31 protein-coding genes, 1 tRNA gene, 1 other RNA gene and 1 pseudogene are annotated in these 23259 nt (G+C 61.1%); 22 read left to right on the top strand and 12 right to left on the bottom strand.

The window, feature by feature from the left end:
• The first annotated feature begins 163 nt into the window (after positions 1-163).
• Positions 164-778, top strand: a complete 615-nt coding sequence (locus MFF55_RS22945) for a hemerythrin domain-containing protein (protein WP_238246432.1) — start codon at positions 164-166, stop codon at positions 776-778.
• Positions 779-855: 77 nt separating this feature from the next.
• On the opposite strand, the gene MFF55_RS22940 is transcribed toward MFF55_RS22945, so the two are convergent.
• The 7 genes from MFF55_RS22940 to MFF55_RS22910 all read right to left on the bottom strand — a co-directional run bounded on the left by MFF55_RS22940 (position 856) and on the right by MFF55_RS22910 (position 5938).
• Positions 856-1125 (bottom strand): thiamine-binding protein, encoded by a 270-nt coding sequence (locus MFF55_RS22940; protein ID WP_238246431.1) that lies wholly within the window; start codon positions 1123-1125, stop codon positions 856-858.
• Positions 1126-1141: 16 nt separating this feature from the next.
• Complete coding sequence (locus tag MFF55_RS22935) at positions 1142-1408, bottom strand: hypothetical protein (protein WP_238246430.1); 267 nt, start codon at positions 1406-1408, stop codon at positions 1142-1144.
• Positions 1409-1481: 73 nt separating this feature from the next.
• On the bottom strand, positions 1482-1655 hold the full coding sequence (locus MFF55_RS22930; RefSeq protein ID WP_238246429.1) for a hypothetical protein: 174 nt from the start codon (positions 1653-1655) through the stop codon (positions 1482-1484).
• A gap of 406 nt (positions 1656-2061) precedes the next feature.
• Positions 2062-2320: a transfer-messenger RNA gene (gene ssrA, locus MFF55_RS22925) on the bottom strand.
• 1146 nt (positions 2321-3466) lie between these two features.
• A complete protein-coding gene (locus MFF55_RS22920; protein ID WP_238246428.1) occupies positions 3467-4069 on the bottom strand; it encodes an OmpA family protein in 603 nt (200 codons plus the stop codon).
• Between the two features lie 9 nt (positions 4070-4078).
• Positions 4079-4486 carry a hypothetical protein gene (locus tag MFF55_RS22915; RefSeq protein ID WP_238246427.1) on the bottom strand — a complete coding sequence of 136 codons (408 nt, stop codon included), beginning with the start codon at positions 4484-4486 and terminating at the stop codon, positions 4079-4081.
• A gap of 1116 nt (positions 4487-5602) precedes the next feature.
• On the bottom strand, positions 5603-5938 hold the full coding sequence (locus tag MFF55_RS22910) for a DUF2171 domain-containing protein (protein WP_306421469.1): 336 nt from the start codon (positions 5936-5938) through the stop codon (positions 5603-5605).
• 29 nt (positions 5939-5967) lie between these two features.
• Here MFF55_RS22910 and MFF55_RS22905 point away from each other — a divergent pair, with 29 nt between their 5' ends.
• The 6 genes from MFF55_RS22905 to MFF55_RS22880 all read left to right on the top strand — a co-directional run bounded on the left by MFF55_RS22905 (position 5968) and on the right by MFF55_RS22880 (position 8709).
• Positions 5968-6615 (top strand): recombinase family protein, encoded by a 648-nt coding sequence (locus tag MFF55_RS22905; RefSeq protein ID WP_238246426.1) that lies wholly within the window; start codon positions 5968-5970, stop codon positions 6613-6615.
• Between the two features lie 139 nt (positions 6616-6754).
• Entirely contained in the window at positions 6755-7177 is a 423-nt protein-coding gene (locus tag MFF55_RS22900) for a DUF5681 domain-containing protein (protein ID WP_238246425.1), read from the top strand.
• On the top strand, positions 7174-7428 hold the full coding sequence (locus MFF55_RS22895) for a hypothetical protein (protein ID WP_238246424.1): 255 nt from the start codon (positions 7174-7176) through the stop codon (positions 7426-7428). The genes MFF55_RS22900 and MFF55_RS22895 overlap by 4 nt, the downstream gene beginning before the upstream one ends.
• A gap of 49 nt (positions 7429-7477) precedes the next feature.
• Positions 7478-7621, top strand: coding sequence for a hypothetical protein (locus MFF55_RS22890; protein ID WP_238246423.1), 144 nt, complete (start codon positions 7478-7480; stop codon positions 7619-7621).
• Positions 7622-7814: 193 nt separating this feature from the next.
• Entirely contained in the window at positions 7815-8048 is a 234-nt protein-coding gene (locus MFF55_RS22885) for a hypothetical protein (protein ID WP_238246422.1), read from the top strand.
• 160 nt (positions 8049-8208) lie between these two features.
• On the top strand, positions 8209-8709 hold the full coding sequence (locus MFF55_RS22880) for a hypothetical protein (protein WP_238246421.1): 501 nt from the start codon (positions 8209-8211) through the stop codon (positions 8707-8709).
• Between the two features lie 223 nt (positions 8710-8932).
• Here MFF55_RS22880 and MFF55_RS22875 read toward each other — a convergent pair whose 3' ends face one another.
• On the bottom strand, positions 8933-9133 hold the full coding sequence (locus MFF55_RS22875; protein ID WP_238246420.1) for a hypothetical protein: 201 nt from the start codon (positions 9131-9133) through the stop codon (positions 8933-8935).
• 1006 nt (positions 9134-10139) lie between these two features.
• Here MFF55_RS22875 and MFF55_RS22870 point away from each other — a divergent pair.
• Positions 10140-10703, top strand: a complete 564-nt coding sequence (locus MFF55_RS22870) for a Ros/MucR family transcriptional regulator (protein WP_238246419.1) — start codon at positions 10140-10142, stop codon at positions 10701-10703.
• A 152-nt stretch (positions 10704-10855) separates the two neighbouring features.
• A complete protein-coding gene (locus tag MFF55_RS22865; RefSeq protein ID WP_238246418.1) occupies positions 10856-11662 on the top strand; it encodes a hypothetical protein in 807 nt (268 codons plus the stop codon).
• A 182-nt stretch (positions 11663-11844) separates the two neighbouring features.
• Here the strand turns inward: MFF55_RS22865 and cuyB are convergent, their stop codons facing one another.
• Both cuyB and MFF55_RS22855 read right to left on the bottom strand, forming a co-directional pair.
• The gene (gene cuyB, locus MFF55_RS22860) at positions 11845-12552 is read right to left on the bottom strand and encodes a cysteate racemase (protein ID WP_283206790.1); all 708 of its coding nucleotides are present in this window, start codon (positions 12550-12552) and stop codon (positions 11845-11847) included.
• A gap of 70 nt (positions 12553-12622) precedes the next feature.
• Positions 12623-13459: an EamA family transporter gene (locus MFF55_RS22855; RefSeq protein ID WP_238246416.1), complete on the bottom strand. Its 837-nt coding sequence runs from the start codon at positions 13457-13459 to the stop codon at positions 12623-12625.
• Between the two features lie 278 nt (positions 13460-13737).
• On the opposite strand from MFF55_RS22855, the gene MFF55_RS22850 reads away from it, so the two are divergent.
• On the top strand, positions 13738-14865 hold the full coding sequence (locus MFF55_RS22850) for a helix-turn-helix transcriptional regulator (protein ID WP_238246415.1): 1128 nt from the start codon (positions 13738-13740) through the stop codon (positions 14863-14865).
• A 71-nt stretch (positions 14866-14936) separates the two neighbouring features.
• Here MFF55_RS22850 and MFF55_RS22845 read toward each other — a convergent pair whose 3' ends face one another.
• Positions 14937-15119, bottom strand: a complete 183-nt coding sequence (locus MFF55_RS22845; protein ID WP_238246414.1) for a hypothetical protein — start codon at positions 15117-15119, stop codon at positions 14937-14939.
• 181 nt (positions 15120-15300) lie between these two features.
• Here MFF55_RS22845 and MFF55_RS26905 point away from each other — a divergent pair.
• The 12 genes and pseudogenes from MFF55_RS26905 to MFF55_RS22800 all read left to right on the top strand — a co-directional run.
• Positions 15301-15468, top strand: a pseudogene (locus MFF55_RS26905) (hypothetical protein); the annotation flags it as partial.
• Between the two features lie 62 nt (positions 15469-15530).
• Complete coding sequence (locus MFF55_RS22840; protein WP_238246413.1) at positions 15531-15776, top strand: hypothetical protein; 246 nt, start codon at positions 15531-15533, stop codon at positions 15774-15776.
• A gap of 23 nt (positions 15777-15799) precedes the next feature.
• Complete coding sequence (locus MFF55_RS22835; protein ID WP_238246412.1) at positions 15800-16015, top strand: hypothetical protein; 216 nt, start codon at positions 15800-15802, stop codon at positions 16013-16015.
• Between the two features lie 206 nt (positions 16016-16221).
• A complete protein-coding gene (locus MFF55_RS26900) occupies positions 16222-16350 on the top strand; it encodes a hypothetical protein (RefSeq protein WP_283206788.1) in 129 nt (42 codons plus the stop codon).
• A 425-nt stretch (positions 16351-16775) separates the two neighbouring features.
• Positions 16776-17036: a hypothetical protein gene (locus MFF55_RS22830; RefSeq protein ID WP_238246411.1), complete on the top strand. Its 261-nt coding sequence runs from the start codon at positions 16776-16778 to the stop codon at positions 17034-17036.
• 726 nt (positions 17037-17762) lie between these two features.
• Complete coding sequence (locus tag MFF55_RS22825) at positions 17763-18026, top strand: hypothetical protein (protein WP_238246410.1); 264 nt, start codon at positions 17763-17765, stop codon at positions 18024-18026.
• Positions 18027-19069: 1043 nt separating this feature from the next.
• Positions 19070-19309 (top strand): hypothetical protein, encoded by a 240-nt coding sequence (locus MFF55_RS22820; protein WP_238246409.1) that lies wholly within the window; start codon positions 19070-19072, stop codon positions 19307-19309.
• A 477-nt stretch (positions 19310-19786) separates the two neighbouring features.
• Positions 19787-19864: transfer RNA gene (locus MFF55_RS22815), tRNA-Ala, on the top strand.
• 118 nt (positions 19865-19982) lie between these two features.
• Positions 19983-20183 carry a hypothetical protein gene (locus MFF55_RS22810; protein WP_238246408.1) on the top strand — a complete coding sequence of 67 codons (201 nt, stop codon included), beginning with the start codon at positions 19983-19985 and terminating at the stop codon, positions 20181-20183.
• Positions 20184-20989: 806 nt separating this feature from the next.
• Positions 20990-21118, top strand: a complete 129-nt coding sequence (locus MFF55_RS26895; RefSeq protein ID WP_283206787.1) for a hypothetical protein — start codon at positions 20990-20992, stop codon at positions 21116-21118.
• 103 nt (positions 21119-21221) lie between these two features.
• On the top strand, positions 21222-21581 hold the full coding sequence (locus tag MFF55_RS22805; protein ID WP_238246407.1) for a hypothetical protein: 360 nt from the start codon (positions 21222-21224) through the stop codon (positions 21579-21581).
• 178 nt (positions 21582-21759) lie between these two features.
• Positions 21760-21897: a hypothetical protein gene (locus MFF55_RS22800; protein WP_238246406.1), complete on the top strand. Its 138-nt coding sequence runs from the start codon at positions 21760-21762 to the stop codon at positions 21895-21897.
• A 571-nt stretch (positions 21898-22468) separates the two neighbouring features.
• On the opposite strand, the gene MFF55_RS22795 is transcribed toward MFF55_RS22800, so the two are convergent.
• A complete protein-coding gene (locus tag MFF55_RS22795) occupies positions 22469-22765 on the bottom strand; it encodes a hypothetical protein (RefSeq protein WP_238246405.1) in 297 nt (98 codons plus the stop codon).
• Positions 22766-23259: the final 494 nt, after the last annotated feature.

Here is a 23259-nt window from a genome sequence, read left to right as displayed (position 1 = left end):
CGTAGGCACGCGTCCGGCCCGGTTGCCCCGAGGAGCCTGGGCTCCAGAGCGGCGCGGCTCACGCCGGACCTTGCCTCTCCGGTCCCGGACCGGACGTCTAAATCGCGAGGAACAGCTCTCTCGGTGGAAAGGTTGGAAGGAACCTTGCGGGGAGTAAATGTGCATGGACGTCTGGCAACTAATCGAGCGTGACCATGCGAACATCGCGCAGCTCATCCACGACGTCCCGAACGCTTTAGGTGGTCGCAGTGTCATTCGAAATCGTGAGCGGCTTCTTGACGACCTCATCGACCAGCTTGAGACCCACGCCGTCGCCGTCCGGGCCAGCCTCTACGAGCCCCTGAGCCGCATGTCTGAAACACGCCGCCTCGTTGAGGACCTGCAGGGCGAACACGAGGCGTTCATGCGCCTGCTGGCAGGCTTGGCGCGGTCTCGCCGGAAGGACGCGGATGGATGGCTCGACGCCTTCGGAGATGCGGCCTTCCTCGTCGACCAGCACCTTCACCGTCACGCCCATGAGTTGATCCCAGCCGCCCGCAAGCTCCTGTCGCGCGAGGAGGTCGCGCGCACCACCCGCATGTTCATCCGCGGGAAGGTGAAGGCGCTGAAGTCGCGTCAGCGATCTGGCTTTGGCGGGACGGGGCTGAGCGACCTTGTTGTCGTGGGCGCGGTTGGTGCCGCGGTGGGCGGCCTTGCCCTTCTCGCCTGGCGCTCAGGTCTGTTCGGGAGCCGTGACCTTCCCAGCCAACATTCCGATCTCGCCGCGGAAGTTCGCTAGGCTCGTTCGAACCGCACGCGGTTCGCACCAGAGCGGGTTAGCTGATCAGCGAGTTTCAGCGTCTCGGCGGGTCAGCGCTACTCCGAGACGGCGCGCAGCATGTCAGCCATGAACTTCGCTTTGTCTCGGCGAAACGAGACCGCCGTCGTGAAGAACACGCGCTGGACCCCGAGGTGGCTCACACGGGCCTCGCATTGCTCGATGAGTTGGCAAATGTCAGCCAACTCACCCTCGATGTTCGTGCCTTTCGCAGGCATCTCGGCATTCAAAGGGCTCGCGTCGATGATCGGCTTGATCTCCCTCGGGTAGGAAGAGGCCGAGGGTCCGCCCTCATCGGGACGATGCATCGATCCGCAACGGTCCTTATGCGTCCGCCCTCAAGATCCTTGCGAGTTCGGCGGCCTTGCCTTGAACAGCGTTCCAGAAGGCATGAGGCTCAAGCTGGGTGCCGCCCGCCTTGAGATACTCCTCCAGGAGGGCAACGGCCTGCAGGCGAGCCGGTGGCGGATGGGCCGCGAGGTAGTCCTTCAGCGCGTCGTCGATCGCCTGACCCGATGTCACGCCGTGGTCGGACATGTTCTTCAGCGCGTGGAGGCAGCTCTCAAGATCGTTCATCGCGAAGGACCGCATTCAAGGCGCCGGACCATCGAAACCTGTCCTGTTGCGCAAAGACGCAGGACGGTCTCTGCCCTTCGCTCCGGCATCAAACGGAACCGTCGTCGCGATCGACGTTCATCTCCGCCTCGTCGAACGTGTAACCCTCAAGCCAGTCCGCACTGTTCTGAGAGCCTGCAGGATAGGGATTGGCGTTCGACGGCTCGTCGCGCTTCTTGGCGGCTTTACCCTCGCTCATCACATCGAATGAGACGTATGCCATGTGCCACCTCTTGCTTCGCGGTCAGAGGGTAACGCGCAGGCTCGGTGCGAGTGCCGCAATCCGCTCTCGGCGTCTGCATCGCTCCGCGGCATCCTGCGGATGTGCGAGCGGACTTCTCATCACCGCTGACGCGGTGGCTCGACAGGAGAGCCGGTCGCTCGTCGTTGCGCAAGCTCAGGGATGGGCGCCGGCAGAACGCGATTCTGGTGCAGCCGGAGCGCCTACAATCGGCGCCTGATTCCGACCCTGATGCAACTCGCGCCCCGGATTGCGGTCGGGACCTTGGTCCTCTCGCGTGCATCGATTAGCGGAAGACAGGGTCGCACCGATACGCGCTCATATAGGAGACGGTGGGTCCCGGAGCCGAAGCTCCGGGTTCTGTTTCGACGGTTACCCTACCGCAAGATGCTTACGCCGCGAGGCGGGCATCCATGACAACGTTATCGTTGGCATTTAGAGTTTTGGCCAAGTACTTGGAATAGGAAAACCTACGCCAAGCCGGTCGAGTCCTTACCGACGCTCTCGCGGTCCCTTTACCGTCCAGTCGATCCTATTTCGCCCCCATCAAAAACGCATCACGACGCGTTCATGGTGGAGGCGCCGAGGTACTGCCCCCCGGGTCCTGCAACGTTATTATGAACCGGTCATCAACCGCAGCGTCACGCTAGCGGATGAGCTGGCAGCAGTCCAGGAGGCATCGTGAAACAGTGTTTGAGGGCGCGCCTCGGTCGGCCGTGCGCTCAGCCTGAGACTGCGTGGTCTCGGATAAAGGACGGGCGAGCCCTGGTTCAGGCACAGGACGACTGAACAGAAAGCCCGGCGTGCCACTCTCCGAAAAGTGAAGTTGTTCGCGCGATTTCGCGTGAGCCGCTTAGGCAGTCGCTAAGATCGGTCCGGGCAGGTTGAGGTGCCGCGCCGGCCTGCCCGGCTCGCCGTAGAGTGCGGTCGGATCGGTTGACCTGTCGAACCGGCCGCACTCGAACGCCCGCAGCGACGCTGTCGCGGTCAGTGAGTGCTCAACTGGAAGTCTGCAAAGCTTCACCCGCCCGGTTCAAGTCGGGCCCCGTCAGGCGCCGCATCCAGGCCGGGACCGGGGGCAAACAGGCCGAGCAGATCAATCAGGTAGGCGCGAATGGCGCGGTCTCATCACGGATCGACGGGACGGCGTATCCTGCCACGTCCCCGAACACGCGAAGCGGCACCTACGTGCGATGTGCGGATGGCGCAGACCGCCCTCCGAAGGTCGGTCGAATTACGTCGCTTGTGACTGCATCATAGCGGGTTGACTTGCGCGTTTGCCGAAGCAAAGGCCGCCTTGGCGTGCGAGTGATCACACCAACACCCGGAACTTAAGCGGGCTGCGATCGGATAACCGAAGACGATGCAAAACGAAGGGTTTCGACATGCCACAAATGTTTGATTGGATCTTCTTCGCCATCGTTCTTCCTGTCCCGATCCTCCTGCTCTGGGATTGGTACAGAAATGGAAACGGCAACCCACTCCAGGCGTTTCACGGGCGCAGGCGGCCAGACGTAGAGCAGTAGCTTCCGAGGCTACAGATCCGGCAGGTTTGCGGGCCAAGATACCGACTCGGGCTCTGACAGCGTTCAGGCGACATCAGCAATGGCGGCACGTCCATCATAGCGGCAGAGCTGACGGGGTAATCCGCGGCATTCTCTTCTACGCCGTCTAGCCACTCCTGGAAGCTCGCAACCCTTCCCGGCGTCGGCTGCGATAGGGTCGCGCAGCTAGCCATGCTCACCCTTCAAACCCGCTCGATCGAATATCGGGACTCAAAATCCCAGCGACCGCTATTTTCGGATGATGATTGTCACGCGTCGATTGAGCTGGCGGCCCTCAGGATCATCCGCGCCATCGGGTTTGGCATTCGGCGCGACCGGGTTGCGCGCGCCGAACCCCTGCGTCGCCAGCGATCCCGGCGCGATCCCCTCGCGCTTCGCGAGCCAAGTCTTGACGGCAGCCGCGCGGCGCTCGGAGAGCTTCTGATTATAGGCCTCCCCGCCTTTGGCATCCGTATAGCCCTGGATCGTGATCGGTCCCCGCGCCTGTTTGCGGATGATCTCGGCGAGTTCGCGGAGCGCGTCCGCCGCGGCGGAACGGATCTCCGCCTTGTCGAAGTCGAAGAGCACGTCGGCGGGAAGCACGACCTCTATCTGCCCCGCCGTCTCGGTCCGCAGCAGGGTCGTACGGAACACGAGTCCCGAGGTCCGGAACCCGAAGACGGAGGTTCTGAAGGTGAAAGGTGAGACGCGAAACGACAGGACCGAACTTCGGAGCTTCGGCAAGTTCCGCAGATCGGGCTCCGGTGGGTCTGCGGGTGCGTCCTGTGCAAAGACCGGCACGCCGCCGGACACGCCGGCAAGGAAGGCGAGGAGGAGAGCGGCGCTGCGCATCGGCGCGGATCAGTTCCCGAGCGGAACGGAGATCAGCTCGAAATCCTCATAGGCCTTCATCGTGATCGCCTTCAGATCCGCCGGTGGGGCGGCGAACACCGCCCAGCACGTCACGGTCTTCCCCGCTTTCGCCCGGCAGGAGGAGGAGAGACCCGCCTCGTAGGATCGCCGGTTCACGAGATCGATCAGCGCCATGTTGCCGAGCGTCATCGCGATGTCGCTGTTGCCGTTGGTGTTCACCAGCCGGAAGCGGATGGTGAGCGTCTCGCCTTCGGTGCGCTTGGCGGAGATCACATCGAGGCGCGCCTTGCCGCCGTCGCTCTGTGGGCCGAAGGCGATCGGTGCCTCGTCAGCCGCCGCGGCGCTGGTCGCGAACACGATCCCGGCAAGAAGCCGGGCCGCAATCCTCATCGCCATGACACGCGCCCCCATGCCCCGGCGGCGCGACGGACCACGCGCCGCGCTTCGCCCCGAGATGCTTCCCCCGAAGATGACGCATGTCGCGCCTGCCCGCCAGAGCCCCTACGGGACGGGCCTCAGCCGGAGGAAGCCCACGCACGCTGAGCGGAGCTTGGGTGCGGTTGCGCCATCCGCTCGGTCTCCCGTCGCTGACGAGCGATCCGAACCCCTCGCTTCCAGCCGCATCATGGCGTGTTGGCTGAGGCGGTGAGGGGATGCGCCCCGGTCTGATCAACATCACGACATCGCTTCACCGAAGCCGCATGCGAGGCCGGATCTGGTGACGACGAAGTCGAGTTCGATGCCAACTCGAAACGGATTGCGAAAGCCAAGGCGGCAAAAGACGGGGACCTGAGGCCCTTCTCGTGCCGGAACGTTCTTCGCCACTCGAATCGTGGAGGGAGCACGCGATGAAGGATCCCTTGATAGCGGCTGCCGTTGGGTTCGGCCTCATGGCTTCAACGGGTGACGCTTCCGCCGATCCTTGGAGGGACGAGAGCGGCTACGGCCGGTTCGGCAGCGGTGAGCCTTGGAAGCATGAGGGTCGTGGTCACCGCCACGCCCGCGGTCATCGTCGAGAACGCCTCGGTGTGGGTTACGGTCGCTCGCGCGGCTATCGTGGGGCTCGCTTCCGCGACCACGCTCCCTAGGAAACAACGACGTTCGGTGACCCTGCCGCCCTGCCGTTCACGCGGCAGGGCGTTCTGTCATCGGCCGTATGTGCGAAGGGTATAATCGCCAACGGATCAGATCCGCTTTGAGGGTCGCGCCGTGAGCGCGCCCAGCGCAAGCAGGGCCGCACCGCCGAGAAGGGCACCGCCCGCAAGGTTCAACACCCTGGCCGAGGGAACGCGCTTACGCTCACGCGCGCACCGCCCGGAACGGGTGCACGGAGCGCTCCGTAAGTCTTCGCAGCCGGGTCCGCCCTGTCCAGGGCACGGTGAATGGCGACGCCCATCAAGTGCTCGGTCGGCCCGGGGGCAGATGACCACCGCAGCACCGTGCAACTCTCGTATGCCTTTTCCTCCAGGCCGATCGGTGCCCGAGATCAGGGCATTGGACGGCTACGAGTTGCTACCTCTTCGCGTCACCCGCGGGCCGGTCCGCGACGGTCCATTCCGCCATGACATCCTTCGCCGTCTTGTTCAGCACGATGGTGTTGCCGCTCAAGGTCCCGACCCAGTGTGACGGGATGGTATGGTGCTGGCCCTTCGCGGCCGGATCGCTCCTCGTCAGTTTGATCTCCTTGCCTTCGTACTTGTCGACCGTACCGACATGCACCTTGTCGGACCCCACCACCTCCATGTGCTCACGTATGACGCTGTTCGTGGTCTTGACGGCCGGCTCCTGCGCTTGTGCGGCAAGGATCGAGGATAGAGCCAAGCTGACGGCGGCGACGGTGCGAAACATGCGGCGGCTCCGAGACGGTTAAGCGAGCTTTGGCCGGGAAACCCGGGTCGCGAGATCGCTGTTCCTGTTCCGGAACGACGCACGACCCCCTTCACCTGCTCCGATGCCAACCCGCCGCCTCGGTCTTCCGTCGCATCGTCACGGAGTACGCGGAGGGGAGGGCGCCCAGAGCCATCGCAGGCGACCTCCACCGAGATGGGATTGCTCCGCCGCGGGGCACCCGTTGGAATTCCTCCACGATCAACGGCAACGCCACGCGCGGCCACGGCATGATCTTCAACGAGACCTCCACAGACCGAATCGTCTGGAACCGGGTGCGGATGATCAAGGACCCGGACACGGGCCGACGCGTCTCGCGGGCCAACCCACGCTTGGACTGGCAGACCGCCGAGGCTCCGGACCTTCGCATCGTCGCCGAAGATCTCTGGCAGCGCGCCCGCGAGGTGGAGGTCGCCAAGTCGCACATGAATGTGCCGATCGAAACCGTGACGATCCATCCGGACCGCCCGACATCACTCTTCGATGTCGAAGTGCGCGGTCGTCTGCGCGAAGTGATCCGTGATGAGTTTCGGTCCGGACCCCACCCTAGTGGGGGATGCATGGTAGCGAGGGACCGCTACATCGCATCAGCCACTACGGCCGGCCTCAGGTTCTCGTATCGTTCGAGGGTCGCATGAGCGCCGCCATTTTTCCCTCAATCCACAACGAGATCGCGCTCCACGCCAGCTTCCAACCAGCCGCGTGGGGCAGGGGACATTGTTGGCACACTGTTCAAAACAGGGCGCCGATTGCGTGGAAAATGAGTGGGGCAGGGGCATGAACAAGAGGAAACCCGGCTTCCAGCCCGGTCAGAGCGGCAACCCCGCGGGCCGGCCGAAGGGCGCCCGCAACCGGGCTACCATGGCCCTGGAGAAGATCCTTGAGGGCGATGCTGAGAGCATCCTCCGCAAGGCGATCACTCTGGCTCAGGACGGTGATCCGACGGCGATGCGCCTCTGCCTGGACCGCCTCATGCCGTCGCGGAAGGATCGACCGGTCACGTTCGATCTGCCCGAAATCCAAACCACCGACGACCTGCCGAAGGCCACGAACGCGCTCCTGCAGGCCGTTGCCTCGGGGGATCTCACTCCATCCGAGGCCAGCGACATCGGCAAGGCCGTGGACGCTCACGTCAGGGCGATCGAGGCGGCCGACCTTCACCAGCGCCTGTTGAAGCTCGAGGAGCAGACCGCCCGATGACGAACCCCGCAACCCTCAGCGCCCGGATGCGCCGCGTCGAGGCCAAGCGCGGCTTTGCTGGCGACATAGCGGGTGCCTCAGACGCCCAGCTCCATGCTTTCATCCGTGAAGGCTATCGCGAGCTCGCTGCTAAGCACGGGAGCCTTCCCCAAGCCATCGGAGCGCTTCGTCGGACCGGGGATGCGGCAGATGCGGCCCTTGCCCAGATCATCGAAGAGGAGATCGCCAGTGGCAACGCCCAGCGCCATTAGCACCCGCCTCCGGAAGGTCGAGCGGCACGCAGCTCAGACCGCGCCGTCGATGCCTTGGACCCGCGTCATCACCGAGAACGACGAGGACCGGGACCGGCAACTCGCCGCGATGGTCGCCGCCGGCACGCACCGGCCCGAGTGGAACGTCATCGACTGGCGGATCGTCGATCCAGCGCCAAGGGACCGCACATGAGCACCCTCCAGAACCGCGTGCGCAGGATTGAGGGTCAACGCCGGCCCGCCCTACCCCCGGCCGCGACCTTCGTCCTCGCATCGAACCCGGCGGCAGCGGCCCAGAAGGTGGCCGAGCGGACCAGCGCCGGCACTCATCAACCTGGTTGGCCGCTCCTCGTCATCACCTCACCCACGTTTCAGGTTGACCGCCCATGACTACCATCACGAGCTTGCTGAAGCGCGTCGAGCGGATCGAGGCGAAGCAATCCACGGGGAGCATCATCGCCGTAGTTAATTTCACGGGATGCGCGGAGATCGCTGCCGAAGCCGTCACCAACTGGCGGCAATGGGTGAAGGATGGTCGAGCCAACAGGCTAGGGGACACGCTGGTGATCCACGCACCCACCCTCACGGTCGAGGAATGGATTGCGACGTACAGCCCGTGAAGGGAGGTTCCAGTTATCAGCTTAACCTATGTTAGGCCTGAGGAAATTAACCGAGTTTTATCAACACGATTCAAAGCGTGTTAAGTAGGAAGGAGTTGTCGGTATAGAATTTCCTGCTCACATCACCGCGACGTTCGCCGCTTCGTTGGTTGAGGGCCCTATGGATCCGAGTAACCGGCCTTTCCGGAGCTCGCTGCTTGAGCATGACGGGCAAGCGAAAGCGCAGGTATCGGGGTCAGCGCCACTCAGCAACTTGTCAAACGTCTTGCGTGTGATTGGACCGTTTGAAAGCCTTGATGCTGAGGCTCCCCACCCAAGACGGCCGTCGGCGGAGGAATGGTCCAAGCTCATTGAGCGTGTCCGACAGGCGGGCAGCTACACACGTGAAGTTGAGGGTCAGGCGCGGGAGCAGGAGCTCCGAGTTCAGGAATTGCTTGATCGCGTTCGTGAGGACATGAAGCGGGCCATCGAGCGCGTCAGAGAAGCGGATGCGCGCACAGCCGAGATCCAGGCTCGCAGCGAAGCTCTGCTCAAGGTGGCGGACGAGCGCGTGCGAGCTGCCGAGGAGCGTGCTCAGATCGCAGAAGACTGGCTGATGCGCGTGTACGATGCGGTCGCCAGCGAGTTCACACTTGAACCAGTCAGCCAAGCGAAAGCGTAAGTTCGAACACCTTCTTTGCGGAGAGCGGAACGGTCCACACCTCGAATTGAGATCCGAAGATGGGCGTACTCAGCGTCGGAACGATGACCACGACCCACCGCCAGTCCGGCCGCAAGGATGCCGAAGCCGTCGACACCTCCCAGCACCGCGGCGCTTGCTCTCTGCATGTCGGCCTAGGAACGCGTAGCGCTCTGAGCTGGGAGAGGCATCTGGCTGGCAAGTGCTAGGAAAGCTCAGCCGGGCGGTCGATCCGCTGTCGCCCGGCCTTCTCGCGCGCCACCATCCCCTTGAGGCGTTCGAAGCTGGCCTTGCGATCGTACTTCTCCGGCAGATTGCGCATGACGTCCTTGGCGACGCGGATCGCACCGGGCGATCCGTTGGCCAGGTGCGAGATGAAGAGGTTGAACAGGACGGTCGCGAACACGTCCCGCTCGGGGACGTTGGCGGCTTCAAGCTTCTGACGGTGAGCCTCAGAAGCGGACCTGCGACGAGCCTTGCGGGTCGGGCGACGTGCCCGGCGCGGCTTCAGCACTCGTCGCTGTGCAGGCTCAATGGCAGTGTCGACGGGCGTTGCTTCAGACATGGTGCGCGGTCCTCTCGGGTGTGAGACCGCATTGAGTCACAACATCATGCATACGAGACTGTCGGAGGCGGGCAGGCCAATCGTAAACGGCCCCCCGGTGACCGCGGATCTGTCACCCGGTGACAGATAACGAAAGCCAGAAGGGCGTTTCAGAGTTCGAGAACCGCGTTTCACTACATAGGAGTAACGGGGGGAGTCTCTGGGGTTCCGAAACCCGTTTCCAAGAGGTGTCTGTTGGCCAGGACACCTCATTCGATCACAGGGCCACCGCGCATATCGCGAGGAGGACAGCAGCCCTGAGGAAGTTCCTCCGACCGGCCTCATGACCCGCTCGGGACAAAAGGGTGCGCTTCATCTGTCTCAGCCGTCCCCTCCCACCCAAAGCTGCCTGCATCGCAAGCGCGAGGGCGGCGCAGATCGTCAGTCGACATCTACCCGCAAGCCAAGTTGCGTACCGGCTCACCTGTGAGATGGACGACGGCGCAACTCTTTGGCGTTAACCAGCAGCTCGGCTTGATTGGCTTAGACTATTGCGGGGCTCTGGTGCTGAGCGGTGAGGCGGTGACGACGGTCGAGCACAACCACATCGTCTTCAAGCGAACACACTACCGACGCGGGCTGCGGGGTCAGCCTAGCGATGGTTATCCCATCTGGAGGTTCGAAGATGGATGGAAACGTCTTCCTTGCGGCAGATGCGGGCTAGCCTTCGCCTCGCTTAAGCGCACGAATTGTTGAAGCTCGATCATCGACAACAGAGAAATTCGCCCAAAACAAAAATGCGTAGATGGCTTGATCTTGGAACCCAATTCGCTGATTGCCGATGTAAGTCCGCGAGAGAAGGCTCATCATGACAGACGACGTGGTAACGCAATCCGTTGAGCAGGATGATAAGGTCGAGCTAACAACTCAGATCGTCGCCGCGTACGTTTCCAACAACTCGGTCCCAGCCTCTGGGCTCGCAGATCTCATCGCGACCGTCCACTCAGGATTGCTCGGGCTCGGAAAGCCGCTGGCGCCTGTTGAGGAGCCAGTGGCAAAAGCCACGCCCGCCCAGATCAAGAAGTCGATCGGCGATGACGGGCTGATCAGCTTCGAGGATGGTAGGTCCTACAAGTCGCTGAAGCGCCACCTCTCAAGCCGTGGCCTGACACCGGAAGGCTACCGGGCCAAGTACGGTCTGCCCTCCGACTATCCAATGGTCGCGCCGAGCTACGCAAGGCAGCGCTCCGAACTCGCTCGCAGCATCGGGCTTGGGCGGCAACGCCAGAGGGCTGAGCCGAAGAGCGCTGATGTCGTTGAGACCGTCACCGACGCACCCAAGGCACGGGGCGGCCGGCGCAAGGCTACGGCTTCTACTCCTGCGCCCAAGGCTTCCGGTCGGGCCAGCAAGGCTGTTGCTGCCGCTGAGTGAGAGTGTCGGGTTGCGCTGTCAAGTTCATCGAGGTTGCGCTAGGTTTAGAAACGTACCCCAAATTGGGTACGACAACTGCCCGCGGAGGTGATCGCTTCGTCTCGTGAGTCGGCAATCCATGTCGTTCACTCACGAGTGCTCGGAGCATTGCAATGGTTGCTATCGTTCGTGGAACGACTGCCTCAGAAACCTTCCGTCCCAGTGCGCAGCCTGGGTCAAACCCGTTTGGTGAGGCTTCCAGCCTCGTTTATGGGAACGGTGGAAACGATCAGTTCTTCGTCACCGGCACTGCTGCAGCAACAAATCGTGCGGACATCGTTGCAGGTTCTGGTAACGACACCTTAGAAGTCACCTTCGGCACCGGCAATTTTCTCGCTGGAGCAGGTAACGACACCTTGAAGATGCACAGTGGCACTTACCAGTATGATGCTGATGCTGGCAATGACACGCTCGTTCTCGATGGTGCGATTGGGAGCTACAGCATCTTCCCAGCTGGCAATGGCACAACAATCTTCTCTAATGGACTGTACGTGCAGTCTGCAGAAGTCGAGACTTTCCAGTTCTCCAATATTACGGTAAATCAGGCCGATGGGAACTTGGCGATCGATGACCTATTTTATCTGAGCCGCTACGCGGATGTGGCTGCAGCAGGCATCGATCCAGAAGCACACTATGCCCAGCACGGCCGCTTCGAAGGTCGGGATCCCAACCTCTTCTTCGATACGGACGCGTACCTGACTACCTACACCGATGTCGCTGCAGCCGGCGTCGACCCGTTGCAGCACTATCTGCAATTCGGATGGCGCGAAGGACGCGACCCTTCCGCCGAATTCGATACTCAGGGCTATCTTGCCGCCAATTCAGATGTCGCCGCCGCAGGGATCAATCCGCTGCAGCATTACCTGCAATTTGGCGTCAACGAAGGCCGAGTCTTCGTCAACGACGGCGCTTTCGGCTGATACTAAGAGCCAACCAAATCTGAGTTGCCTTAGTCAGGTCTACTGTGTCGATCTCACTAGCCGTGGCCGCACATTTAACTGTGGCCACGTTCGCCACTTGCGAACCCTTCTACCTTGGACCTCATGGAAGTGAAGGCATTCTCTCACATCCGTGTCACGGACCCACTAACCTGACGGCTTTCTCAATAGACCTGCTGAGCGGTCCGACTCAAGTGGAGTTTCAAACAAGCCCCCACCAACGCTTCAGTGGAGTCGATTAAGAATCTTTTGTAATCCGCACCGCAAGAAGTAAGCGCCAGCGGTATCTCTGTGCAAGCCATCACAACGTAGTGGCAACCTCCTTCCAGAAGATCTTCAAGTTGCTCTTGCATAATGACGGCAGAGGCCGCTAGCTGTCCGGCTTTCACGAAACGAATAGCCCGCATTATCTCAGTTTGCCTTTTTTCGTTTGGCAAACGGCATACAAACCCACCCCGGGCAAGACGCTCTTGATATATACCCGCCGACAGCGTGCCACTGGTCGCTAGAAGACCGATTCGAACGTTTCGAAAGCAATGCTGGGGCAACGCATCAACGACAGCGTCTGCGATGTGGAGAATGGGTACCGAGGTTTGAGCCTGAAGTGCAGGATGCCAGAAATGCGCCGTGTTGCAAGGAATTGCGATGGACGTCGCACCAGCCTTTTCCAACGAGACGGCGGCCTCCCGAAGTCCAGGAAGTGGGTCTGGCCCCTTCTCGAGAATAGCAGCCGTGCGATCAGGAATGGATGGGGCAAAGCGTACAATCATCGGAATGTGGTCCTGATCGCACATTGCCGGCGTGCTGCGAACAAGCTTTCCTAGGAAATCAACGGTGGCTAGGGCACCCATGCCACCAAGTACACCTAGCATCTGCTTTCTTTCGCGATTTTCATAAGCTAGAGGCCTACATCAACTCTCATCGCACTAAACCTTAATGATTTCAGGCGAGCACGCCAACAAGAGGCACAATGAGCAGTGCTGTTCCCAACTTCGGCCAGGACCACGGTTCGCCAGCTAAAACAGATAGCAAAACAACAAAAACGGGAGAAACACTGGCTATTGCAAGGCTCATTGGCGCGCTTCCAACCGAAAATGCGCAGTACAACATCAAGTATTGCAATATAACTATCAAATTTCTGCCCACGATCATAGCAATCTGATTCGTTTTTAGGCTGAGCTGTGGACGACCGAATATAATGGCAGCAAATGCCGCAATCAATGCAGCGCGTAGGAGGTACAAAGTTGGGACGTTAATGTCCCCAGATTGGAGTATCATCTTTGCTGGTATTGTAGATATTCCGAATAACAGCGACGAAGATATTGCAGGAAGCAACGTTTTGGCGCGGAATTTATCAAATGTATTTCCAATGCAAGACATAGAGATAATCAAAGTAGTGATGGCACATGCGACTAAAGCGCAACCCCAAGACTCCGCTTGCCCGATGAGCAACCAAGTCGCTGGAAAAGCAAATACTGGCGCCAACGATAGTAGAGGAATGGCTGTGGTTGCGTCAGTCGACTCAAAGGTCTTGAAGTAAAAGTAGTTTCCTGCAGTATCTAATACGGCCATCACGAAAATAAGAATTACTAAATGGAGACTTAATTCAAAACGAAAGAATATGGGCGATGCCGCAGTCAAGATGCATGTCATCAGCAGGAAATTGAGCGGCATCAATTCACTTGCGCTCATACCTATTGTTTTGGCGATACGGCGAGCTTGAATACCTGCAATGGCTCCGAAAAGCGCCGAGGCTAGGGAGAAAGTGACTAAGTTCACTTTGCGGTCAACCTCGATTTGCTTCGCGCAAGCGACCTAGCTGGGCGAAGAAAAAACACCTTCGCTGTTACGATGCCACGGTCAGCTGGCGCAGTCGTACCCCATCTGGGGGATGAGACATGTCACGTCCTTTTTCCTGGTGAGCTGAGTCGGCAGAGATCCTTGCTGAACTTCGCACACAGCCCAAAGGGTTATCGGACACTTGACCGTTCGATTTCCTCATGACCCTTTTGGGGTAGGACCCCCGCTTGAGATTGTCGGGCCGCTCGGAAGCTGAGATGACGTTTAGCGCTTGGAATTCCGCAGTCGAGGCGGTCTACATGGCAGCTTCGGCCCCAAGCCGCTGGCCCAGCACATTGTATCAGATCGCACAATTGCTGGATGCAGATGGAGGAATTCTGCTGTATCGCCATGATAGCGGCACGATGAGCGTCATCGTTTCACCGAACCTAATCGAAATGGCGAAGGACTACGCGGCCAACTGGCAGCACCTCGATGTTCGGGCGGAACGTGGTTTCCAGGCCTTTTCGGTTGGTCATCGTGACGTTGTGACAGATCGGCAATATTTCAGTGACGAGGAGATCTCAACGCTACCAATCTATCAAGAATTCCTAATACCTTACGGCTTTCTTTGGTCGCTGTCTGCTTCGGTTTCACCGACGTCTAGCGTGTCTGTGATGCTGACACTACTCCGGGCCAAGCACAAATCGGCCTACACCGAGGAGGATGAGAACCAGATGCTGGCCATTAGCCGGCACGTGGAACGGTCATTGAGCCTGTCCGTGCGCCTCATGGACGCCGAGGCCGAGCGCCTAGGCCTATCGGAGGCGCTGGATCGCGTGAGTTGCGGTGTCTTCATTCTGGACGCTGAGCGACGCGTCTTGTTGGCCAACCGTACGGCAGACCAATTGTTGGGTGAAGGGCTCGCAGTTTTGGGTGGGCAGTTCACCGTGACCGATCGCGTAGCGCGGCGAACTTTTCAGCAGCGGCTCGACGCGATCTTGTCGAACAACAACGCAAGCTCGATCGAACCGCTTGCCCTGGAATCACTTGTCGTTCCGAATGGCGACCGAGGGTTGATCCTGCAGATCCTTCCAATCCAGTCGTCAATTGAGGCTCCGGTACTCGTCTCAGCCAGGGCGGTCGTGCTCGCCGTCGATCAGGAACCAGGACGATCGTTCGATCCAGCTCTGGTCAGGGATGTATTTAAGCTCACCCTCGGGGAGGCCCGACTGGCCGCGCTTGTAGGAGCGGGAACCCCACCATGCGAGGCTGCGGCGAAGCTCGGCATTGCAGACGCTACCGCCCGAACTGTGCTGAAGCGGGTCTTCGATAAGATGGGTGTCTCGCGCCAGAGCGAGATGGCGGTCCTGATGGGCAAGCTGTTCATGCTGCGCCACCCGTAAGCCAAATATTCGCAGACATGCCAGCGGATCGAGAAGCGCACCACGCCTAAGAGCTGCGCCTCGGCGAACTCCTAAAGCGCGTACGCCGGCATCGCGGCATTGCCGAAGGCGAGCCGAAGCACGTTGCCGTCAAGAACGGGTCTTCCCAGCGACAGGGTGCCATCGACGATCACCACGACGACGCTGCCGCTGCCCGGCTGCATGCTGTGGTCGGCCACAACGAGGTCGCGGCCGAACATGCCCACGTCGCGCATGGGATCGCCTGGGACCTTCAGCACAAGGGTGGCGAGCGGGCTTTGGTTCAAACGCAGGAGGGTTGACCACGAGGGTGACCCGCTTGGGTAAGGTCCGGCCATGCCACGATTTCACTTCAACGTCAGCGATGGCGGGTTTTCCCAAGACAACGAAGGCACCGAGTAACGGGATGCCGAGACTGCGCGCCTCGAAGCGGCCCGTCTGCATGGTGAGATGCTGGCGAAGACCCGGGCCCAGCTGGCGACCGATGGCGAGCTGAATGTGGATGTCACCAACACCTCCGGTTTGCTGCTTCATCGGGTGTATGCCAGTGCCGCCGCCAAGAGCCAGCTCAAGCATCGTTGGTGAGACCTTCTAAGCCCTGTCTGACGCACTCGCTTCGCAATACGCTGAGGAGGCAGGGGAGCTTCATGGCCTACATCATCGCTGGCGCAAATCTCTTAAATCGCGCGCTCCCAACCATTGCTGTCACAGTAGGAACAGCCGCGACTGCTCTCGCCAAAGTCACGGGCCTTGAGGCGAACGGCTATTTCGTCAGGGTGTCGACGCTTCTCGGCGATGATGTGCTGATCTCCGACCTGCAAACTCTGGCTTCTTCCGAGGGTTCACGCGTGATGCAGACTGGAGCTCCAGACCCACGAGGCAGCAGCTACTAAGCCCATCCCTGAACCTGAGCGACATGCCCAACCGGCTATTCCCTCCCCTGTGCCTGCTGCTGTTCTTCCCTGCCGGTGTCGCCTTCTGCGCAGAGATCTGGCCGCTCGTCATGCGTCGGCCGGTGCCACGCGAGCTTGGCGAAGACCTGTTACTCCTCGGCCTCGTTGCACTGCTGCTAACTGGCCTCGTGACGTCGCTGCTGATGGTCAATGAGGAGCGACGGCGTGTTCATCGGTAGACCGCCGTGGGTCGAGACCGCAAAAAGCCCCGCGCGACGGGTGCCAGCGGGGCTGAAGGTGGGCAGGTCGGCCAGAGGACCGCGGAGTTCAGAGGGGAGCCTAGCCGACTGACGAAACAATCGAAGCAATCTTGGTGAAAACGAGCTTAACCATAAGCCCGCCTCACTACGGCCGAGCTGAGGCCGCCACGAGGTGGAGTAATCTGATGTTGAAGTTTGTCTCGCAGCCGCTGATTCTGGCCGATCTCATGATGGTCGGCGCCGGGTTGGGTATCGCCGCCTTCGCGCTGATCGAGTGCGCGCGCGTCTTGGCGATGCCGGCGCACTTCGTGTGAGAGGCTAGCTTCGCACCAGCCTTGCCTTTGGCTTGCGGTGGTGCGGGAGGTGCTAATCCGGACCCTCGACATCCTGTTCATGGTCAAGATCGGAGCCCCGCAGCCACACGATCTGCTAGGCATGTCCCTCAGGGCACCCGAGAGACGGTTCAGCGTCGCCGCCATCCTCCTCTTCCGGGTTGCCGTCCATGTGATCGAGGATGGCGATGAGTTGGTCAGCACAACCTTCGCCTACCCGATGCCGCCCGCTCCCTCCTCGCCGAGGCGATCAGCGCGCTGCGCATCGCCGGCCGGATCGTCCAGAAGCTCGCGGATCCCGCGGACATCTACAGCATTGACGGCGGGCCGCCGGTGACCTTCGGTGGCGTCGTGGCCCTCGCCTGGGATACGGGCCTGATGGGCGGGGCGCAGGGGATGCAGTAGCGATGGCCGAGCCGACGGCGGGCGAGTTCTTCAAGGCCAAGGCGATCCTCGAGGAAGACCTCGTTGCCGCGGTCGAGGCTTACATGGACAACCCGCTAAAGGGCGCTCATCGACTCGCCAGCGGCTACACGCTCGACCTCGCCGCCGCGGTTCACGCCAGCCCGTTCGCTGTCGGGATGCTCGCGGATCCCGAGATCAAGGACGCCTCGAAGCGCTCAGCGGTCCGCACGGCGATCCTGCTCGCCCGTCCGGTGAAGAGGTGAGCCCCTTCGGCTTCTTACTTCCGTCTGGGTTCGCGGGCAGGATGTACCCGTACAGGAAGCAGGAGGAGGCGCAGTGATCACAGCAATGAGACGGTTGCTAGCGGCCGCCTTCGCTCTTCTTGGCTCTTCAGCGGTAGCTACACCCTTTAAGGAGTCACCGCAGTTGCAGGCCTACCGGACGTACTACAACTGCTTAGTACAAGTAATCAGTCTTCTCGACGACAAACATTCGGAAGTTAGCGCAGTCGCGACGAGGGCTGCTGCGATTTGTGAACCAGAGTGGGGGAGGATGATTGCCGCCTATAAATCTGCCATGCGTCCAGCTGAAGGTGATGCATACGAAGCCGAGTGGCTCTCGAAGCGCCGCCTACATGACGACGGCCTTGTACAGAAAGCGCGGACTGCGCAACGGCACTAAATCCAATTCGAGATAATCCTTTCTCAGAAGTGGCAGCGCGCTGACCGGGCACGAGCCGGGTTATCTACATTCCCTGATTGTGCGTCATGACGCTCATCCGCGCGCGATGGCACCTCGTGCCCGACGCGCAACGTGCCAGCGGATGTTGAAGCGGACCACGCCCCAGAGATCGACCTCGGCGTACTCCTCGCCGGCATAGGCCGGCATGCTGCGGTTCGCGAAGGTGAAGGTAACGCAGGGAATAGAGACCTGAACCCTTTCTCCTGCTGCAACGTTCATCGCGGCTTAGATTGCGGAAGGAGCACACGATGAAGGGTCACTTGATAGTGGCGGCCGTTGGGTTTGGCCTCATGGCTTCGACGGGTGGGGCGTTCGCCGACCCCTGGAAAGACGAGAGCGGTCACGGCCGGTTCGGCGGTGGCAAGCACGGCAGGTTCGATGGGCATCCGGGCCGGGGTAATGCCTACGGCCACTACAAGCAGCGTTACGGCGACGGCTACGGCCGGTCACGCGGCTATTATGAGGAGCGGCGTGGCTACCGTGGGGCTCGCTATCGCGATTACGACTACTAGGGACTGACTAGACCCTTGAACCAGCCGCCCTGCCGTTCCTACGGCGGGGTGTTTTGTTACCGGCCGTATGTGCGAACGGTTTAATTGCAAACGAAAAAGCCCCGCGCGGCGGGTGCCGGCGGGGCTGAAGGTTCGGTCTCAGGAGAAACGTACCAGGGCAACCCTGGCACGAGCAATTCGGTTCAGACTTTCCGAAACCCAACGCTCGGCTCTTCGCCGTTCTGTTCGACAAAGATAACGGCAGTGGCCTCCAGAGCCTGCCGGATATCCGTCAAAAAACCGTCGTTGGGTTACGCCTAGGTCGGGCCAAAGTGCTCGATGAAGCGGCTGCCATCCTAAAGCTCGATGGCGCGTCCATCTAGCATGTCGCGAACGATGCCGGAGGCTTCGGTGTCATCGCCTGCCGCGATGGCTCTGACGCACATGATCTTTCAGCCGAGGCCGAGCAGCAAGGCGCGGTAACGATGCGATTGGGGTAGCGCGAGCAAAAGCGGGTGTGTGGGCATCGTAGGGCCTCCGGTAGAAGGCGGGAGCACGCAAAGCTCTCTGACGTTGGCGCCCGAAAATGCCAGCCAACGACTTGGTAACCATAAGCCCTCGGCCGGAGATGTCCTACCGAGATCGCGGAGGCGTCAGCACTGCGGTGCAGCGCTCTTCAGGCTCCGGTTCAAGCCAGCGCCCACACCGCGGTCAAACAGCACGCAAGACAGGACAGGCGCGTCAGCAGCAAGTACCCAAAGTCATGGACGATCTTCGCGAGAGTGAGGTCCTGCATCGCGGTCACCTAATTGGCCCGGCATCATGAGTGTGCGGCGATCCTCGCCTGGGCGAGGCATGGCGTCGGGTTGGTTAACCGATCGTCAATGCCGAGCTCGGATTGCCGATTGCCGCTCCACTCGCCGTTGGCAGCCTACTCGCCGGTTCACGGCAACCGAGCATGGGTGTTGAAAGCACGGATTGTGGCGGGTGCGCACTAGCGTGCCCGACTGCAGCGATGCCTCTGTGCGCTCGGCTTGGGACATCCATGGGAGCGCAAGGCAGCGATGCTGACGGTTTATGCGGTTCAGTCGTTTGATGAGGTCGAAGGGTGTCTGGTGATCGGCACCCGTGTCCAGGCCCGGAGCGCCGATGGCGCGTTGAGGCGGGCGGAAGGCCTCAACACCTTCAAGACCGGCGCTATCGCGATGCAGATCCTCACCGATGATAAGAGCGGCAAGGTCGAGGGAGTGACGGTGTTGGGGACGTTCGGCTCAGTTCCTGCAGAGTTTGTCCCCTTGGCCTGATGACGAGCCCAGAAGTGGCTCTGGGCTTGCTCAAGGGCAGTTTCCAAAGACCATCTCCGAAATGTGAAGCGGTTCGCGCGATTTTGCCTGAGCCGCTTAGGCGGTCGCTAAGATCGGTCCGGGCAAGTTGAGGTGCTGCGCCGGCCTGCCCGGCTCGCGGTAGAGTGCGGTCGGATCGGTTGACCTGTCGGACCGGCCGCACTCGAACGCCCGCAGCGACGCTGCCGCGGTGGGTGAGCGCTCAACCGGGAGCCTGCAAATCTCTACACGCTCGGTTCAACTCCGAGCCCGGGCCTCCAGCCTTCTCCGTAACACGCCAGCGCGTCTCAGGCAGTCTCGCGATGTGGGAGGGGCGGAGCCGTCGGCCGTGAAGGCGGGAAGGCGGAGATCAAATTGCGACGGTCACGGAAGACTTCCGGTAACGCTGCCTGAACGTCACTCGGAACGTCGAACTTCAAGGGCTTATTGAACCAGCATGGGCCGGTGGGGGAGCGGATTACCCGGGCACCGTGCAAGGCGTCACAGGCTCGGTTCGACTCCGAGCCCGGCCCTCCAACATCTCGCGATGTAGGAAAGGCTTAGAGGCGGGAAGCGTTGCATTTGAGGCTGTGCGGTAACAGCGTCTCAGCGGGGAGCGAGTAGGGGGCGCGCTCAGGCTTAAAGGGCGGGCGCGGTGCAGGCAGAACAAGTGTGGACGGTCGACGAAGGCTCAGAGCAGCAGTCGCAAGCGCAGCGCGACAAGCTCTGGTCGACCTATAATCCCTACTTCCCGCCACTGCGTCCGGACCGCTCGCCCGCTACCCAGACGAACCACTTCGTGCACGATCCGCACTTTCCGGCGCTTGCAACCGAAGAGCCACTGCACGCTGCCTAGGCGGCGTGCAGGTTCGCGGTCTGCACCGGGATCTGGATCGTCATGCCCTCGGCGTTGATACTGCGTAGACGGAGCCGATACGACCTTGTTGCCGGAGCGACCGATTGTCGTCGCACAACAACCGCCAGGGATGTGGAATACCAGCTAAGATTGCAAGACTTCTACCAGAAACTCGACGATTTCATTAACCTTTGTTTAAGGCGGCGTCGAACTTAGCCGTTACCTGCGCATTTTACTCGCAGCTATCAGTTGCATTCTCACATTAGAAGCGAAGGTCTCATGTCACACGCAATTTATGTCCGCGATCTCAGCGAAACCCGAGGCTCGACCCCTCGTCTGCTCGCGTATGCAATCAAGAAGCGCGAGGTTGCAGATCGATTGGTTCACGGGATCGTTCGAACATATCCGGCGTGCGGCCTAGACACAATCTCAGAGGCCTTCTGGTTTGAAGATGCCGATGGTCTGCATGAGATCTGGGTGACTCCTTACTAGAGCGTTTGGCGGATCATGCCGCAGACTGCATTGGCCCCTTCCAGTGCGTCAGCGCTGGAAGAGGCTATTTGCCGGGAAGGGCGTGGCGCAGGCGTCGTTCGTTCGGAAGATCGAGGAGGCTGTTGATCTGCGGACCGAGGGTCAGCTCATCAACATCGCGGGCGAAGCGCAGTGGGTGGAGCAGATTAGGGCGCTCTAGCGCCGCTCACGATCGGCCGACGCAACAATCGAAGCAATCAAAGCGCAAAGGAGCTTAACCACAAGCCCGTCCCCACGTCGGCCGAGCTGAGGCTGTCAACACGGAGGGGCTTCCGATGTTCAGGTTCGTATCGCAGACGTTGATCCTGGCCGGCTGCCTGGTGGTCAGCGCCAGCGTCGGAGTCGCGGCGTTTGTGCTGATTAAATTCGCTCGCCTCATGGCGCTGCCGGCGCACTTCGTGTGACGTGATGGGCCGAGCTCAATAGCGGCGGAGAGTCGCGCGTCGAAACCTAACAGCCGCAGCAGACCTTCTCGCCGGTACTAACACGGATGAGAGGAAACGCCTGATGCGATTGTTTCAGACCACCGCCGCTGCCGTCGTGTTGCTAGGCGGTGTTGCCCCTGCGCTCGCCGTCTCGTGCAAGGATGATATTTCTACAATTGAGCGTCGTCTGAACAGCGCGGGCGCTGAGAAGGTGACGGGGACAACGCCTCCGGGTGGCCCTACCTCTCCCGGTTCGGAGAAAGCTCTGGACAAGCCACCATCGGGGCAACCGTCCGATCCCAGCTTGAAGGCTACCGCAGCCAGCGTCTCGGATGCCAAGGCGCTGCTTGAGAAGGCGCGCACACAGGACAAGGCAGGCGACGAGAAGGGCTGCCAGGAAACGATGACGAAGGTGAAGGAGACGGCTGGCGCCTTGCCATAGCGGTTGCGCCATATCTAGCATCGAGGAGTGAGTTCGCTCTAGCGAGGCCAGCCATATTGGGGCTGGCCTTTCTTGTTCAACGCCCGATCGGCCGCCGAACGTGAAACGAAGCGGCGGTCTTCACGAACTTAGGCCGCCCCGGATGGTTGCCGTCACAGCATCAGTCCGGAGGCATGGCGTGCACGACATCAACAATCACCAGGAGCGGGTCCGCTCAAGCAAGACCGGCTACATCCTGGCAGGGCTGCTTGCGCTCACCCTGATCGCATTCTTTATCTACTTCGTGATGATCCCGGCGCCGCTGCCGCCGCAGTAGCGGGGCTGATCGCGAAGTGACGCAATAATCGGAGCAATCATCGGGAAAACAGGCTGGACCATAAGCCTGCCTCAAGACGGCCCAGCTGAGGTCGCCAAATCGAGGAGACCTCCGATGTTTAACACCGATATGGCGCCGCTGGACCTAGCTGATCGTCTCATGATCGGAATAGCACTGAGCGTTGTTGGCTCCGCGCTAATCGAGTGCGCGCGAATCTTGGCGCTGCCGGCGCACTTCGTGTGAGGGACCAGCTTCGCACCAGCTTTGCCCGGGGCGTGCTGTGGTGCGGGAGGTGCTAATCCGGGCTCCTGATGTCCTGTTCATAGTCGAGATCCGAGCCACGTAGCCAGACGATCTGGTTCGCGTGGCCCTCAGGAGCACCAAGGGACGGTTCAGCGTCGCCGTCATCCTCATCGTCGGGGTTACCGTCCATCTGCTACCCGGGCGGAGCGGATTGCGGCAAGGATGGGATCAGGGCAGCTGCTGCGGCAGCGCGCATGATGGGGCCGAGCAGGACGGCAGCCCCGAGGACGGCACGACGCGAGAAGGGCAAGAAAGTCATTGGCCCGGCTCAGTGCGCCACGGCGCGGCGAGCGGCCTTGGCCACCTGCCAGGCGGCCTTGAGGGATACGGCCATAGCCTCGCCCCAGGTCGAGCCGGTGTGGGCCTGATGGGACTTCGCGGCAGCAACGGCAGCAGCCATGATTGCAGAGCGGCTGAACTGACCGGCGGCAACGAGAGGACCGCGGGTGCGGACGGCGAGATCGATGCGGGCGCGAGCGGCGAGGAAGCCGGCGGGCAGCGTGACGCGATCACCCCGCATGTCGCGAGTGGCAGAGGACCAGAAGATGGAGCGGCGGAGAGCCATTGCTGCCTCAGTGGTGATAATCACACCACAAGGGGTTTAATCGTCTCCGGTTTGAAGTCAACTACTTTCGGTGATAATCTCACCATATGAAGCCGTTTCAATGTCGTATGGCTCGCGCCGCTCTCGCTTGGAGCACGCAGGACCTTGCTCGCCATGCCGAGGTTGGGACGAACACGGTCAACCGCTTCGAGGCTGGCCAAGATGCTAGAATGAGCAGCGTCGAGAAGATGCGAGCTGCTCTTGAGCGCGCCGGCCTTGAGTTCATTCCCGAGAACGGGGGAGGAGCTGGCATCCGCTTCCGTGAGCGGAAGCCGGCCGGCTAATCCGTCGCTCTCCTGCAGGACCTCGAATACGCTCGCCGCGTTGGATCATCGGCAGTAGCATGGCCTCCCGCTACCAGGGGCCCTGTGGATGAGGTCTACCGTGACAGGCTTCCTTATCGCCGCATGGCTGGCACCAACAGTCTTCCTTCCTCTCCACGTCCTGGCTCAGGA

Source organism: Methylobacterium iners (assembly GCF_022179305.1).
Taxonomy (GTDB): Bacteria; Pseudomonadota; Alphaproteobacteria; order Rhizobiales; family Beijerinckiaceae; genus Methylobacterium; species Methylobacterium iners.
Note: the sequence above shows the minus strand (reverse complement) of the source record. Positions and strands in the feature narration are given on the sequence as shown.